Origin of the sequence: Paludibacterium sp., assembly GCF_019232825.1 — a bacterium.
Taxonomy (GTDB): Bacteria; Pseudomonadota; Gammaproteobacteria; order Burkholderiales; family Chromobacteriaceae; genus Paludibacterium.
Genome location: NZ_JAFAND010000070.1, coordinates 1 through 13,791, shown reverse-complemented (window position 1 = coordinate 13,791; position 13,791 = coordinate 1). Strand labels below are relative to the sequence as shown.

The window sequence follows — 13,791 nt, the reverse complement described above, 5'->3', positions numbered from 1 at the left end:
GGTAGACAGACAAATGGAACTGCACAAACTCAGCTATGCCGATCTTCTCAATCTGAAAACAGATGTAGAAACCGAGATCAAGGCACGCGAGCACGAAGAAAAATCCAAAGCCAAAAAACAAATCATGGAATTGGCGAAGGCGCATGGCCTGACCATCGAAGACGTGTTGGGCAAGACCGGTGGCGTTCGCAAGCCGGTAGAGGCGAAGTACCGCCATCCGAAGCATCCGGAAATGACCTGGACCGGGCGTGGCCGCAAGCCGGTATGGGTGCAAGAGCTGCTCAACGCCGGCAAAACGCTGCAAGACCTGACGATCTGATCGCGGGTTTCAGGTACAAAAAAAGCGCCCGAGGGCGCTTTTTTATTGCCTGGCCGCAGACGGGCTAGCGCAGCTTGCCCAGTACGCCATAGACGGCGCTGAGGACGGCCTCGCCGAGCCGCAGGCTGCGCTGGCCGTTCCAGCCGTAATCGTCGTCGGGCAGGTTGGCGTTGTCCTTGAACGGCATTTCCAGCGTGTAGGACAGGCAGCGGAATTGCTCGCCCACCCAGTTGGTGGCGATCGACAAATCGGCTTTGCCCGGCTCTTTGCGCGCATAACCGAATTCGTCCTGAAAATCCGGGCTCGCCAGCTTGAACAATGCCTTGAATTCGCTCTCGATGGCGGTAATGCGCGCGTCGTAGGACGGTACGCCTTCCGTGCCGGAGAGGAAGACATAGGGCAGGCCTTCGTCGCCATGGATGTCGAGGAACAGGTCGACCCCGGTTTCCAGCATCTTTTCGCGCACGCACAATACTTCCGGACTGGTTTCCTTGCTGGGCGTCAGCCACTCGCGGTTCAGATTGGCGCCGGCGGCATTGGTGCGCAGATTGCCGTGCACCGCGCCATCGGGGTTCATATTGGGCACGACGTAAAAGGTGGCGCGGTCGAGCAGGGCGCGTGAAGTCGGGTCCTGCGGGTCGAGCAGGCGATTGAGCAAACCCTCGACGAACCATTCGGCCATGGTCTCGCCTGGGTGCTGGCGGGCGATGACCCAGACCTTCAGATCGGATTCGACCTCGTGGCCGATGGTCAATAGATCGATATCGCGCCCTTCGGTGCTGGCGCCCAAGCAAGAGACCTGGCACAGGCCGGAGCCTTGGGCCTGACCGATGAGATTCAGATGCTGCTCGTACGAGTAGGGCTCGAAGTAGGCGTAATAAATGCTGTTGGCCAACGGGACATGCTCGATGGTCATGACCTGGCCGTCGAATTCCGCCGGCACGCGAAACCAGTTGATGCGATCGTAGGACGCCATGGGCTGGTAATCGACCCAACCCTTCGGGTAGGCGCTCTCGCCGGCGTTGAGAAACTTGATCGTGCAGTGCTGGTAGGCCGCGCCCTGCAGTCGGAAATGGAACCACTGGGCAAACTCGGCGGCATTGTCCTTGCGGATGCGCAGCTGGATGTTTTCAAAGTGGTCGGCGGAGACGATCTCGATGCTGCCTGCGTCAAACTGATGGCTGATTTGCATGCGCTGAACCATGTAGGGGGGGTTCAAAAAAACGGATTGTAACCTCGTCCGCCATGGCTTGCATGCACTTCGTCGTTTGGGGCGGCGCCAACAACGAAAACGGCCACCATCAGGTGGCCGTTTGGATAGGCGCGAAGACCGGTTTGACCGGAGGCTCGAATGCTTAGGCCTGGGCGGCGGCGCCGCGTTTGGCCGGGGCTTTGGCGGCGCCGGCGGTGGCGCTCGTGGCGGCCTTGACGCTGGTGTCGGCGAACTCGGCCACTTGCTGCGCGGCGCGGCTCAGGCTGCTGATCGTGGCCGCGGCCGCGGCGAACGACGACTTGAAGGCATTGATCGCGGCGTCGGCGCCAGCCGGGCTGTTTTGCGACAAGGTGTCAAACGAGGAGAGGAACGACTTGTTGAGCCGGTCCAGGCTCTCTTCGGTCAGCGTGGAAAATTCGCTTTGGGTCTGCGACACGATGTCGTACAGGCTGCGCGAACTCTTCACCGCTTGTTCGAACGATTGGCTGAAGACTTTGTTGAGTTGGTTGAGCGCCTGCTGCGGATCCTTGATCCCGGCCAGCTCCTGGGCGATCTGGACATTGCCCTCCAAGGCTTGCTTGGAGAGTTCGAATTGTTGCTTGATGAGCCGCTCACTGCTGTCTAGTGAAATCTGCGCGGCACGCAGAATGTTCTCGAAACCGTTGCTGGAAAGCTTGCTGAACTGCTCGTTGATCGCAAACATGTTGTACCCTCGCATGGAGTCGATAAAATGAACGTGCGGTATAATAAATTGACGCAACGCAACATGACGACAGAATGTATCATGTAGCATCGCTGGCGTTCTAGTGCTATTGCTTTACACTGTTGTATTTATGTAGATTCGTCGGCGTAGTCCACACCACAATACAGGGAGCATTGCATGAGTGTTGAAAAGCGGGTCATCAAAAAGTACCCGAACCGTCGCCTGTATGACACAGCCACGAGCTCCTACATCACGCTGGGCGATGTGAAGCAACTGGTACTCGATCAAGTTGACCTGCAAGTTCTCGACGCCAAGACGCAAGAGGACATCACCCGCAGCGTGTTGTTGCAAATCATTTTGGAAGAAGAAAACGGCGGCGCGCCGATGTTCAGCTATGAAGTGCTGACCCAGTTCATCCGTTTCTACGGCCAGGCGATGCAAGGCATGATGGGCCCGTTCCTGGAGAAGAACCTGCAGATGTTCGAGCAGCTGCAGCAAAAGATCCGCGAGCAGGCGCGCGTGCTCTACGGCGACAACGCCATGTTCAATACCAACCTCTGGAGCGAGTTCATGAAATTCCAGGGGCCGGCGATGCAGAACATGATGTCGAATTACCTGGAGCAAAGCACTGGCATGTATCTGGAAATGCAGAACCGCATGCAAGAACAGGCCAAACAAATGTTCTCCGGTTTCGGCTTCCCGTCCTACGGCGACAAAGACAAACCCTAATCCCCGATCGAACAGACGGCTTTGCCTCCTTGCGGCGGCAAAGCCGTTTTGTTGTCTGCCTTATTTGTCCCTTTGAAGGGCGTCGACGGCGCGATGGATCTCGTCGAGCATGTCGGTCAAGGTCCGCGCCAGATTCGCGGACGCCACGATACCCTTTTCATCCAAGCCGGACCCGAGTAGCGGCACCGTCACCGAGGCGGTTTCCAAGATGTGGGCGGACATGGTCTGAAGCGTTTCCCGCAAGGCCGCGTCGGCGTGCCGGGCTCTGGGCGACGCGTTGAGCACCACCACCGGCTTGTTGACGAACAACTCGAACCCCACCAGCCAATCGAGCGCGTTCTTGATGGTGCCGGTGACGCCGTGCGCGTATTCGGGGCTGGCGATCATCAAGGCATCCGCGGCGGCGACGCGGCGATGAAACGTTTGGACCGGTGACGGAAGACTGCCCTCCAGGTCCGGATTGAACAGCGGCAGCGTGCCGATCTCGTCGAACAGTTCAACAACGATGCGCGGCGCGGCCAGGCTTTGGATGGCGCGCAGCAGCGCGGCGTTGGTCGAGGCTGCGCGCAGGCTGCCGCACAGGGCGAGGACATTCATCGGGGAGCTCCCTTCGATTGGCATGCCGCGGTTGCGTCAAGGATGAAGACAACGCTTGATATAGCGCAGCCCGGATTGTTGATATGCAGGACATATATAAATAGAATGCTGATTAATGCCTTGTAAATAATTAACATACTGTTTAAATAGTCGATGATGTCTATTCTGTTCCAACCGGTCACTCGCATCATGAGCACGGAAATCCTGCTCGGATCGCCCGGCATGCTGGTGCGCGACGCCGCGCAGCGGATGTCCGAACGGCGCTGCAGCACTATCTTGGTTGTCGATGCGTCGGACCGCGCGATTGGCATTTGGACGGAAACGGACGCGGTTCGGCCGGAATTGTTCGACGCCGGCATGTCGCCTCTCTGTTTGGCCGACGTCATGTCCTCTCCCGTCGTGTGCGTGACGCCGACAACCACCATACAGGACGCCGTGGTGATGTTCCATGACAAAAGCATTCGGCATGCGCTGGTCGCGGACGATGGCGTGCCGCTGGGCATGCTCTCCATGTCCGACATCATCCGACACCAGGACAGCGATGATTTTCTAGGGCTGCGCCGGCTCGATACCGTGCCGATGCCAAGCCCCTGCATTCTGGACGGCACGCTCGACGTGCGCGAGGCCGTGACGCAGATGCGCGCGCAAGGGCGCGACGCGGTGGTGGTGCGGCTCTCCGCCGCGACCTACGGCATCTTGACCCAGCGGGACGTGGTGCGGCTGATGGCGCAAGGGCTGCCGGCCGGTCCGCTCGCCTCGGTGTGCTCGCGCTCGCTCAAGGCCGTCAGCGGCAGCACCCGCCTTGCCGACGCGCGCAATTTACTGCTGGCGCATCAGATCCGCCACCTTGGCGTGCTCGACGACGAGGGCGAGCTGGTGGGCGTGGTCGGTTTTTCCGACATCCTGCACAGCATCGAGCAGGCGTTCTTGCTGGAGCTGCATCAGATGCTGTTCGAACGCGACCGCGCGCTATCGGAGTCGCAGCACAGCCTGATGTTGGCCGAGACGGTGTTCGCGTCGACCATGGAAGGGATCATGATCACCAACGGCGATGGCGTCATTGAGTCGGTCAACCCCGCCTTTGGCCGCATCACCGGCTATGTCGCCAACGAAGTGGTGGGCAAGATGCCCACAGTGATGGCGTCGGGCAAGCAAACGGCCGACTTTTACGCGCGCTTTTGGCAGAGCCTGCTCGTCGACGGCCGTTGGCAGGGTGAGATCATCAACCGGCACAAAGACGGCAGCCTCTATACCGTGCATTTGTGCGTGACCGCCGTGGCGGACGAAGGGACGGGGCGGCGCCACTACGTCGGCGTCTTCTCCGATATCACCCAGAGCAAGCAGACCGAGGCGCGGCTCAAGTTTCTCGCCAGCCACGACGCGCTGACGGGCCTGGCCAATCGGCAACTGTTCACCGAGTGCCTACAGGTGGCGCTGGAGCGCGCCGCGGCCAATGACCAGCGGCTGGCGTTGCTGTACATCGATCTGGACCGCTTCAAACTGTTCAACGACACCCTGGGGTTGAAGGCCGGCGACGAGCTGTTAACCCGCGTGGCGGAAACGCTGCAGGCCCTGGTGCCGGAGGGCAGCCTGATCGGCCGGCTGGCGAGCGACGAGTTCGTGGTGCTGGTATCGGAAATCGAAAGCGTGCAGCAGTTGGCGAGCTTGTCGCAGACCTTGCTGTCGGCCCTGTCCGGCGACACCGTGGTCGCGGGCAACGAGGTATTCGTGTCGGTCAGCATGGGCATCAGCCTCTACCCCGACGACAGCCATAGCGCGCAGAGCCTGCTCGCCAATGCCGATGCCGCCATGGTGCGCGCCAAGGAGTGCGGCAAGAATACCTTCCAGTTCTACGCCGGCGACATGAACGCGCACGCGCTGGAACGGATGAGCATGGAGGCGGCCTTACGGCGCGGCTTGGCGCAGAACGAGCTGGAGCTGTGGTATCAGCCCAAGGTCGACCTGGCCAGCGGCGAAGTGTGCGGTGCCGAGGCGCTGATCCGTTGGCGCCATCCGCAGCGCGGCTTGGTGCCGCCGGACGAGTTCATCCCCATTGCCGAGGACAGCTCGCTGATCGTCGCCATCGGCGAATGGGTGCTGCACACCGCGTGCAAGCAGTGGCGGCATTGGCGCGACGCCAATCTGCCGGCGGGGCGCATCGCGGTCAACGTGTCCGGCCGCCAGTTCAAATTCGGCGGCATCGTCGAGACCGTGCGTCAGACGCTGCAAACCCATGGGCTGCCCAGCGAGTGCCTGGAGCTGGAAGTGACCGAAAGCGTGGCGATGGACGAAGGCGAGGGCGTGACCGAGGTGCTGCGCGAACTGCAGCAGTTGGGCGTCTATCTGTCGATCGACGATTTCGGCACCGGCTATTCCTCGCTGTCCTATCTCAAGCGCCTGCCGGTGCACGGCCTGAAGATCGACCGCTCGTTCATCATGGACCTGCATGAAGACAGCGACGACGTGGCGATTACCCGCGCCATCATTTCGATTGCCCACAGCCTCGGCTTGAACCTGGTGGCCGAAGGCGTCGAGCGGCCGGAGCAGCGCGATTTTCTGGTGGCGCAGGGCTGCCAGGAAGGGCAGGGCTATTACTATAGCCGGCCGATGCCGGCGGAAGCGTTCGAGAAGCTGCTGCGGCAACCGCGGCGCCAGTTGATCTGAACCGACGTAAACAAAAAATCGCGCTCCGGGGGGCGCGATTTTTTTTGGCTGTTGATGGCGCACTGCCTGTGGCGATTGCGCCCTACACGACGTAGGGTGCAATCGACGCGCAACGCGCGGCATTGCACCAAATACACTGGCTCAGGGAACGAGCTTTTCCAACCCGCCCATGTAGGGACGCAGCACCGCCGGCACGGTGACGCTGCCGTCGGCATTCTGGTAGTTCTCCAATACCGCCACCAGCGTGCGGCCGACCGCGAGGCCGGAGCCGTTGAGCGTGTGCACGTATTGGTTTTTGCCGTTTTCGTCCTTGAAGCGCGCCATCATGCGGCGCGCTTGGAAGTCGCCCATGTTGGAGCAGCTGGAAATCTCGCGATAGGTATTTTGCGCCGGCAGCCAAACCTCCAGGTCATAGGTCTTGGTCGAGCCGAAACCCATGTCGCCGGTGCACAGCGTGACCACGCGGTAGGGCAGTTCCAGCTTCTTCAAGATCACTTCGGCGTGGCCGACCATTTCCTCCAGCGCGGCCATCGAGCGCTCGGGATGCGCGATTTGCACCATCTCCACCTTGTCGAACTGATGCTGGCGGATCATGCCGCGCGTGTCGCGGCCGTAAGAGCCGGCTTCGGAGCGGAAGCAGGGCGAGTGCGCGGTCAGTTTGACCGGCAGTTCTTCCAGCTTGAGGATGCTTTCGCGCACGGTGTTGGTGAGCGAGATTTCCGACGTGGAGATCAGGTACTGGTCCGGGCCTTGTTCGTCGCCGCCCTTGGTGACCTTGAACATGTCCTCGGCGAACTTGGGCAGCTGGCCGGTGCCGTACAGCACCTCGGCGTTGACGATGTACGGCGTATAGCATTCGCGGTAGCCGTGCGTCTCGGTGTGAGTGTTGAGCATGAACTGCGCCAGCGCGCGATGCAGGCGGGCTATGCCGCCCTTGAGCACGGTGAAGCGGGCGCCGGACAGCTTGGTGCCGGTTTCGAAGTCCAGACCGAGCGGCGCGCCGACGTCGACGTGATCTTTCACATCGAACTCGAAGCTCTTGGGCACGCCCACCTTGCGCACTTCGACGTTGTCGTGCTCGTCCTTGCCCACCGGCACCGATTCGTGCGGTAGGTTGGGGATGCTCAACAGCCACTGATCCAGCTTGGCTTGCACTGCCTCGAACGCTTGTTCGGCGGCCTTGAGCTCGTCGCCGAGCGTGGCCACTTGCGCCAGGATGGCGCTGGCGTCCTCGCCTTTGCGCTTGGCCTCGCCGATCAGCTTGGAGCTGGCGTTGCGTTGCGCCTGTAGCTCCTGCATGCGGGTTTGCAGTGCTTTGCGTTCGGATTCCCATTGCGAGAACAGCGCGGTGTCGAGAACGTAGCCACGGCCGGCCAGTCGTTTGGCTACCTGTTGCAGGTCAGTGCGAAGCAGTTGGATATCGAGCATTTCTAGTCCTGTGATTTCTTGGCGTCCTGGTCCAGTTGCCGTAGATACGCCAGTTTTTCCTGAATTTTTGCTTCCAGCCCACGATCGACCGGAAAGTACCAATGCTGGTCTTCCAAGCCGTCAGGCAAATAGGTTTCGCCCGCCGCATAGGCGCCGGGTTCGTCGTGGGCGTAACGGTATTCCTTGCCGTAGCCGAGCTCTTTCATGAGCCGCGTGGGGGCATTGCGCAGATGCACCGGGACCGGGCGCGAGCCGTCCTGGCGAATATGGGCACGAACCGCATTATACGCCATGTAGCCGGCGTTGCTCTTGGCCGCCACGGCAAGATAGATCGCCGCCTGCGCCAGCGCGAGCTCGCCCTCGGGGCTGCCCAGGCGCTCGTAGGTGTCGGCGGCGTCGAGCGCGACGCGCGCGGCGCGCGGGTCGGCCAGGCCAATATCCTCCCAGGCCATGCGCACCAGGCGGCGCGCCAGATAGCGCGGGTCGGCGCCGCCGTCGAGCATGCGCGTGAGCCAGTAGACCGCCGCGTCCGGGTTCGAGCCGCGCACCGATTTGTGCAGCGCCGAGATCTGGTCGTAGAAGGCGTCGCCGCCCTTGTCGAAGCGGCGGGCGTTGAGTGACAGCACGTCGGCGAGGAAGGCGGCGTCGATGGTGTCGACCTTGCGCGCGCGCGCCGCGGTGCGCGCCTGTTCCACCAGATTGAGGAAGCGGCGGCCGTCGCCGTCGGCATAGCCGATCAAGGTGTCGAGCGCCGCCTCGTCGATGGTGAGGCCGTCGAGCTCGCCCTCCGCGCGCACGCGTTCGTACAGCGCGCGCAACTCTTCGGCGGAGAGCGGCGTGAGCACGTATACCTGGGCGCGGGACAGCAGCGCCGAATTGACCTCGAACGAGGGGTTTTCCGTTGTGGCGCCGATAAAGGTCAACAGGCCCGATTCGACGAACGGCAAAAAGGCGTCTTGCTGACTCTTATTGAAGCGGTGCACTTCGTCGACGAACAGGATGGTGCGGCGGCCGTATTGCGCCAGCACCTGATGCGCGCGCTCCACCGCCTCGCGGATCTCCTTGACGCCGGCGAGCACCGCCGAGACCGGGATGAATTCCGCATCGAAGCTTTTGGCCAGAATGCGCGCCAGCGTGGTCTTGCCCACGCCGGGCGGTCCCCACAGGATCATCGAGTGCGGCGTGGCGCTTTCGACCGCCACCCTGAGCGGTTTGCCCGGGCCGATCAGGTGCTGCTGGCCGATCACGGCGTCGAGCCGGTCGGGCCGCAGCGCTTCGGCTAACGGTTTGGCGGGCTCGGCGGCGAAGAGGTCGGGCATGGGCTTATTGGTCCGAAATCACATCCGCGCCCTTGGGCGGGGCGAAGTGGAACAAGGTGGCCGGCAGGGCCGGGTTTTTCTTCATGTTGCTGAAGCTGATGCGGGTCAGATTGCCGAAGGTGTCCGACAGCTCCATGACCTGCAGCGCATTGTTGCTGAAGCCCATGCGGATCGACTTGAAGGTGTTTTCGTCCTTCTTCGGTGTGGCGGTCAGCCACGACAGCCCCTTGTCGGCGCCGGACTCGCGCAGCGCGTAGTCGCGCTCGATGGCGTTGCTGCCGGCCAACAGCGCCGCCGGGCTCGAACCGAGCGCGGCGTTGAGCGGCCGGGTGGTGACTTGCGCCAGCTCCTTGTCGTAGATCCACAGCCGCTTGCCGTCGCCGTCGATGATCTGGTCGTAGGGCTTGGTGTAGATCCAAAGGAATTTGCCTGGGCGGGCGATCGACAGCGTGCCGCTCGCCTCGCTGCGCTTGTTCTTGCTCGTGACCACCTGTTGGAAATCGGCGGTCAAGGTCGACGTGCTGGCGATGAAGGCCTTCAGCTGCGGGATCGCATCGGCTTGGGCCAGCGGCGCCAGCATCAACAGCGCGACGGTGCAAAGGATTTTTCTCATTTTTCTCAACTGAATCGATTGGTGATCGGGTAGCGCCAATCCTTGCCGAAGCCGCGGTGCGTGATGCGCGGTCCGACCGGTGCCTGGCGGCGCTTGTATTCGTTGATCTTCAACAGCCGCACCACGCGTTCGACATCCGGACGCGCAAAACCTTCGGCGATGATTTCCTCGGCCGAGCGGTTGTCTTCCATATAGCGCGTCATGATGGCGTCGAGCACCTCGTAGGGCGGCAGACTATCCTGGTCGGTCTGGTCCGGCCGCAGCTCGGCGGAAGGCGGGCGGGTGATGATGCGATCGGGGATGACTTCGCCGTCGCGATTGCGCCAGCGGGCCAGGTCGAACACCAGGGTCTTGGCCACGTCCTTCAGCACCGCGAAACCGCCGGCCATGTCGCCGTACAGCGTACAGTAGCCGGTGGTCATTTCCGACTTGTTGCCGGTGGTCAGCACCAGCTTGCCGCTCTTGTTCGACAGCGCCATCAACAGCGTGCCGCGAATGCGTGCCTGCAGGTTTTCCTCGGTGGTGTCCTCGGGCCGGCCGGCGAAGGCGGGCGCGAGACTGCTCATGAAGGCTTGGTACATCGGCCAGATTTCGATCTCGTCGTATTGAACGCCGAGCGTTTGCGCCATCTGGCGCGCGTCGACGACGCTGATGTCGGCGGTGTAGCGCGACGGCATCATCACCGCATGCACGTTGTCGGCGCCGAGCGCGTCACAGGCGATCGCCATGGTCAGCGCCGAGTCGATGCCGCCGGACAGGCCAAGCAGCACGCCCGGGAAACGGTTCTTGCCGATATAGTCGCGCACGCCGAGCACCAGTGCCTGATAGATGCTCTCGAGCGTGCCCGGCTGCGGCGTCATCGAACCGGGGCGGATGTCGCCATCGGCGGCGTCCACCAGCAACAGATCCTCGGCATTGGCCGGCGCTTGCGCCACCACCTTGCCATGCTTGTCGACGGCGAACGAGGCGCCGTCGAACACCAACTCGTCCTGGCCGCCCACCAAATTGACGTAGGCGATGGGCACGCCGGTTTCCTCGCTGCGATAGCGCACGACGTCGTGGCGGACCGGCAGCTTGTTGCGATGGAACGGCGAGGCGTTGAGCACCACCAGCACCTCGGCGCCGGCGTCCGCCGCCTCGGCCGCCGGCTCGGGCTGCCACACGTCCTCGCAGATCAACACGCCGACCTTGACGCCGTTTTGCTCAAATACCAGCGGCGCCGCGCCGGGAACGAAGTAGCGGCATTCGTCGAACACTTCGTCGTTGGGCAGCAGCATCTTGTAATACGTGCCCAGGCGGTTGCCGTCGCGCAGCACGGTGGCGGCGTTGAAGCGCTCCGCGCCTTGCTTGACCGGATGGCCGATCACCAGCGTGATGCCGTCCAGGTCCATCAGCCGGCCTAGCCCCTTCGAACACTCGCGATAGAAATGGTCGCGCAGCAGCAAGTCTTCCGGCGGGTAGCCGGTCAGCGCCAGCTCCGGCGTCACCAGCACGTCGGCCCCTTGGGCGATGGCTTGTTGCGCCAGAGCGAGAATCTTGTCGGTGTTGCCGGCGATGTCGCCGACCACGGCGTTGAACTGGGCAAGCGCAATCCGCATTGTCGTAGCTCGTATAGGTAAGTCGATACATTGATTCTACCCGAAGATGTGGCCAAGGTCTTGACCGCGCCCGGCGCGGCCGCTGGCGGCGGCTGTCGGTAAAGTGCTTGCCAAACGCCCCCCGGCCTTTTATACTGCGCAGCCTCTGACGGCGAAAAAACCGCCCTCAGAACCGGAAAACCGGAGAGATGGATGAGTGGTTTAAGTCGCACGCCTGGAAAGCGTGTTCAGGGTAATACCCTGACGGGGGTTCGAATCCCCCTCTCTCCGCCACAGAATTGATCAAAAAAGCCTCGACGTTTGCGTCGGGGCTTTTTGTTTTTAGATTATTGCTCGCAGCTGCTGACTTACTATTTTGTTTGTAACGAAGCGGCAATTTCGTCGACAAATACCCGGGTCTTTGCTGGGATGAGAGCGCCCGGTGGCATAACAGCATGAATACCGATGTTGCGAATCGATCGCCACCCAGGAAGCACTTCAGAAAGTAGCCCATTCTTGAAAAATGGCATCGCCATCCACGGAGGTACCATTGCCACTCCGACGCCTTTGACTGCGGCCTCAAAAATTGCTTCAAGGCTATTGGCCGAGAGTGGTCCATTTAGCTTGATGGATTTCTCTTCCCCATCTTTCTCTAATATCCATAATGGCCAGTCGGCGTGTGTTGTAAAACCGAGCGTTGCATGACGTTGTAGGTCTTCAACGTTTTCAGGAGTTCCCCACTTATCAAGGTATGTCGGCGCGGCGACAAGGATGCTGCGGAATGCCGTTAACCGCCGTGCGATCAGAGAGCTGTCTCGGATTGTGCCCGTACGAATGACCACATCAAATCCCTCCCGAACTATGTCAACAGTCCGATCCAGGAAATGAGCATCTAGGTGGATGTTGGGATACTTCAGTAAGAAATCGGGTAATAGTGGCGCAATCAGCTCTCGCCCGATGGTCACAGGAAGTGAAATCTTGAGAATGCCCTGAGGTGATGCAGCAAAGCCTCCAACCTCTCGTGTTGCCATATCCAATTCGTCTAGAACAGATCCGATGCGCCGGAAATAGAAGGTTCCCGCCTCTGTCAGCGTCACACTGCGCGTGGTCCTTACTAGTAACCGAACACCCAGGCGGTGCTCAAGCTGCGTGAGTCTTCTCGAGATGACAGACGGGTCGCGGGCAAGCTGCTCTGCGGCTGCACGAAAACTGCCCGTCGTTGCTACAGCTGCAAATGCTAGCAAATCATCAAAACCTTCAAATGACATAATTCATGCGCCGTATGCATTAGTGATTTGCATTGTAGCCGTATTGTTTCGATGTGTGCATGGCATTAGAGTTGGGTTTTACGAAGGAGTGCTAGTCATGAAGACGTTTCTTAGCATTGGATCTGGCCCGGGAATCGGCATCGCGACCGCAGAGCGTTTCGCACAAGAAGGATTCCGTGTCGTTCTGACTTCCCGTGATCCTGCAAAGTTGGCGGAACGAGCCAAGCAACTCGAAGCAAAAGGCTACGCAGTGGAAGTGAGGGCCGTCGATGCCGGCAATCTTCCCTCTGTAGAGGCTCTTATCCGAGCAACCGAAGATGAATTCGGTGCGGTTGATGTTCTTCACTATAACGCCGCATCTATGCGCTCTGCCTCAATCGAAAACCAAGCGAGCGATACGTTCGTCCCGGATCTAACTGTCAATATTGGGGCTGCTCTCGTTGCAACTCAGACTGTTGCACGGACAATGCTTCAGCGAGGGAATGGCACTATTCTCCTCACTGGTGGTGGCTTTGCGTTGTATCCGCATCCGGATTATCTGTCTTTGAGTATTGGAAAAGCCGGTATTCGTAACTTGGCGCATGGAGTTTTTGAGACGTTTAAAGAGCGTGGTGTGCATGTGGCCACCGTGACCGTTTCGACTCTCGTGTCGGCAGATTCTCCTGAGGCACGTGGAATTGCGCAAGCGTTTTGGGATCTTCATTCTGCGCCGCGAAATGAGTGGAAACCTGAAACGACTTATCCCGCTTAAATCATGTGTTTTAGAGTGTTGGTCGAGCAGAAATTTGGCTCGACCAATTTTTAAACCAAAAGCCCGGGCTATGTGTGAACTCCGCGCCATGGCACAACGTGGTTGGCTGAAAATGCAATCGCCTGAGCGCTACACCTATATCGTCACACAGCAAATAATTTGCTCTTACACCCAACAATAGGGCGAGAACCGCTGGCTACAGCGAGAATGGCCGCGCTGCTTGGCTTTGGGATTGATGAGCTGGCTCCCGTGGGGTTGGTGTGCGGGATCGGGAGAATAAAAACCGCACCGCGTTTTTACCCGTGCACGATTTTCAGATTTTCCTGACAGCACCGCTATCTTGTCGAATCTGCCGGGCCTGGATAAGGTGATGGCTGCGGCATTCGCCGCAAGTGGCGCGGGACCGAGGTGTGAGAGACCCCGGCCCCGCTGACCAAACCAACTCACTTGACCCACAAGGAGCTAGCATGGCTGTCGTCAATACTAAAGCAGTTCCGTCGTTCCCTTCAAACCAGCACTTCCGCCAAGAGCAGTTACTTTCCCTGATCTCCGTGTTGTGCGCGCCGCGCGAGCTGCGCCGCAACCCGGACGTTTGCCGTCTGATCGTCGA

General features: G+C 60.5%; 12 protein-coding genes and 1 tRNA gene. 5 read left to right on the top strand and 8 right to left on the bottom strand.

From position 1 onward, the window contains the following. Positions 1-13: 13 nt before the first annotated feature. Positions 14-319: an H-NS histone family protein gene (locus tag JOZ06_RS09175; protein WP_293231673.1), complete on the top strand. Its 306-nt coding sequence runs from the start codon at positions 14-16 to the stop codon at positions 317-319. Between the two features lie 64 nt (positions 320-383). Here the strand turns inward: JOZ06_RS09175 and JOZ06_RS09170 are convergent, their stop codons facing one another. Together JOZ06_RS09170 and JOZ06_RS09165 are read right to left on the bottom strand one after the other, a co-directional pair. After that, positions 384-1,511, bottom strand: coding sequence for a M14-type cytosolic carboxypeptidase (locus JOZ06_RS09170; RefSeq protein ID WP_293231671.1), 1,128 nt, complete (start codon positions 1,509-1,511; stop codon positions 384-386). 163 nt (positions 1,512-1,674) lie between these two features. Then, positions 1,675-2,235: a phasin family protein gene (locus tag JOZ06_RS09165; protein ID WP_293231670.1), complete on the bottom strand. Its 561-nt coding sequence runs from the start codon at positions 2,233-2,235 to the stop codon at positions 1,675-1,677. 177 nt (positions 2,236-2,412) lie between these two features. Between JOZ06_RS09165 and phaR the strand changes: the two genes are divergently transcribed. Continuing rightward, the gene (phaR, locus tag JOZ06_RS09160) at positions 2,413-2,964 is read left to right on the top strand and encodes a polyhydroxyalkanoate synthesis repressor PhaR (RefSeq protein ID WP_293231668.1); all 552 of its coding nucleotides are present in this window, start codon (positions 2,413-2,415) and stop codon (positions 2,962-2,964) included. A gap of 60 nt (positions 2,965-3,024) precedes the next feature. Here phaR and JOZ06_RS09155 read toward each other — a convergent pair whose 3' ends face one another. Next, entirely contained in the window at positions 3,025-3,561 is a 537-nt protein-coding gene (locus tag JOZ06_RS09155) for an NADPH-dependent FMN reductase (protein WP_293231666.1), read from the bottom strand. A 189-nt stretch (positions 3,562-3,750) separates the two neighbouring features. Here JOZ06_RS09155 and JOZ06_RS09150 point away from each other — a divergent pair, with 189 nt between their 5' ends. Continuing rightward, entirely contained in the window at positions 3,751-6,225 is a 2,475-nt protein-coding gene (locus JOZ06_RS09150) for an EAL domain-containing protein (RefSeq protein WP_293231664.1), read from the top strand. Between the two features lie 141 nt (positions 6,226-6,366). On the opposite strand, the gene serS is transcribed toward JOZ06_RS09150, so the two are convergent. Genes serS through JOZ06_RS09130 form a run of 4 tightly spaced genes read right to left on the bottom strand, consistent with a single transcriptional unit; the run spans position 6,367 to position 11,183 of the window. Next, positions 6,367-7,653: a serine--tRNA ligase gene (gene serS / locus JOZ06_RS09145; protein WP_293231662.1), complete on the bottom strand. Its 1,287-nt coding sequence runs from the start codon at positions 7,651-7,653 to the stop codon at positions 6,367-6,369. A 2-nt stretch (positions 7,654-7,655) separates the two neighbouring features. Beyond that, positions 7,656-8,972 (bottom strand): replication-associated recombination protein A, encoded by a 1,317-nt coding sequence (locus JOZ06_RS09140; RefSeq protein WP_293231660.1) that lies wholly within the window; start codon positions 8,970-8,972, stop codon positions 7,656-7,658. A gap of 4 nt (positions 8,973-8,976) precedes the next feature. Continuing rightward, positions 8,977-9,585 (bottom strand): outer membrane lipoprotein chaperone LolA, encoded by a 609-nt coding sequence (gene lolA, locus JOZ06_RS09135; RefSeq protein WP_293231658.1) that lies wholly within the window; start codon positions 9,583-9,585, stop codon positions 8,977-8,979. 5 nt (positions 9,586-9,590) lie between these two features. After that, positions 9,591-11,183, bottom strand: a complete 1,593-nt coding sequence (locus JOZ06_RS09130) for an NAD+ synthase (protein ID WP_293231656.1) — start codon at positions 11,181-11,183, stop codon at positions 9,591-9,593. A gap of 182 nt (positions 11,184-11,365) precedes the next feature. On the opposite strand from JOZ06_RS09130, the gene JOZ06_RS09125 reads away from it, so the two are divergent. Continuing rightward, positions 11,366-11,456, top strand: a tRNA-Ser gene (locus JOZ06_RS09125). Positions 11,457-11,533: 77 nt separating this feature from the next. Here the strand turns inward: JOZ06_RS09125 and JOZ06_RS09120 are convergent. After that, the gene (locus tag JOZ06_RS09120) at positions 11,534-12,430 is read right to left on the bottom strand and encodes a LysR family transcriptional regulator (RefSeq protein ID WP_293231654.1); all 897 of its coding nucleotides are present in this window, start codon (positions 12,428-12,430) and stop codon (positions 11,534-11,536) included. A 97-nt stretch (positions 12,431-12,527) separates the two neighbouring features. Here JOZ06_RS09120 and JOZ06_RS09115 point away from each other — a divergent pair, with 97 nt between their 5' ends. Next, complete coding sequence (locus tag JOZ06_RS09115) at positions 12,528-13,181, top strand: SDR family NAD(P)-dependent oxidoreductase (RefSeq protein WP_293231651.1); 654 nt, start codon at positions 12,528-12,530, stop codon at positions 13,179-13,181. The last annotated feature ends 610 nt before the right edge of the window (positions 13,182-13,791 follow it).

Excerpts from the sequence above, each read along its gene's own strand:
- JOZ06_RS09165 (WP_293231670.1), bottom strand. The coding sequence starts at position 2,235 with ATGTTTGCGATCAACGAGCAGTTCAGCAAGCTTTCCAGCAACGGTTTC.
- phaR (WP_293231668.1), top strand. The coding sequence starts at position 2,413 with ATGAGTGTTGAAAAGCGGGTCATCAAAAAGTACCCGAACCGTCGCCTG.
- JOZ06_RS09175 (WP_293231673.1), top strand. The coding sequence starts at position 14 with ATGGAACTGCACAAACTCAGCTATGCCGATCTTCTCAATCTGAAAACA.
- lolA (WP_293231658.1), bottom strand. The coding sequence starts at position 9,585 with ATGAGAAAAATCCTTTGCACCGTCGCGCTGTTGATGCTGGCGCCGCTG.
- JOZ06_RS09150 (WP_293231664.1), top strand. The coding sequence starts at position 3,751 with ATGAGCACGGAAATCCTGCTCGGATCGCCCGGCATGCTGGTGCGCGAC.
- JOZ06_RS09120 (WP_293231654.1), bottom strand. The coding sequence starts at position 12,430 with ATGTCATTTGAAGGTTTTGATGATTTGCTAGCATTTGCAGCTGTAGCA.
- JOZ06_RS09115 (WP_293231651.1), top strand. The coding sequence starts at position 12,528 with ATGAAGACGTTTCTTAGCATTGGATCTGGCCCGGGAATCGGCATCGCG.
- JOZ06_RS09155 (WP_293231666.1), bottom strand. The coding sequence starts at position 3,561 with ATGAATGTCCTCGCCCTGTGCGGCAGCCTGCGCGCAGCCTCGACCAAC.
- JOZ06_RS09170 (WP_293231671.1), bottom strand. The coding sequence starts at position 1,511 with ATGCAAATCAGCCATCAGTTTGACGCAGGCAGCATCGAGATCGTCTCC.
- JOZ06_RS09130 (WP_293231656.1), bottom strand. The coding sequence starts at position 11,183 with ATGCGGATTGCGCTTGCCCAGTTCAACGCCGTGGTCGGCGACATCGCC.
- serS (WP_293231662.1), bottom strand. The coding sequence starts at position 7,653 with ATGCTCGATATCCAACTGCTTCGCACTGACCTGCAACAGGTAGCCAAA.
- JOZ06_RS09140 (WP_293231660.1), bottom strand. The coding sequence starts at position 8,972 with ATGCCCGACCTCTTCGCCGCCGAGCCCGCCAAACCGTTAGCCGAAGCG.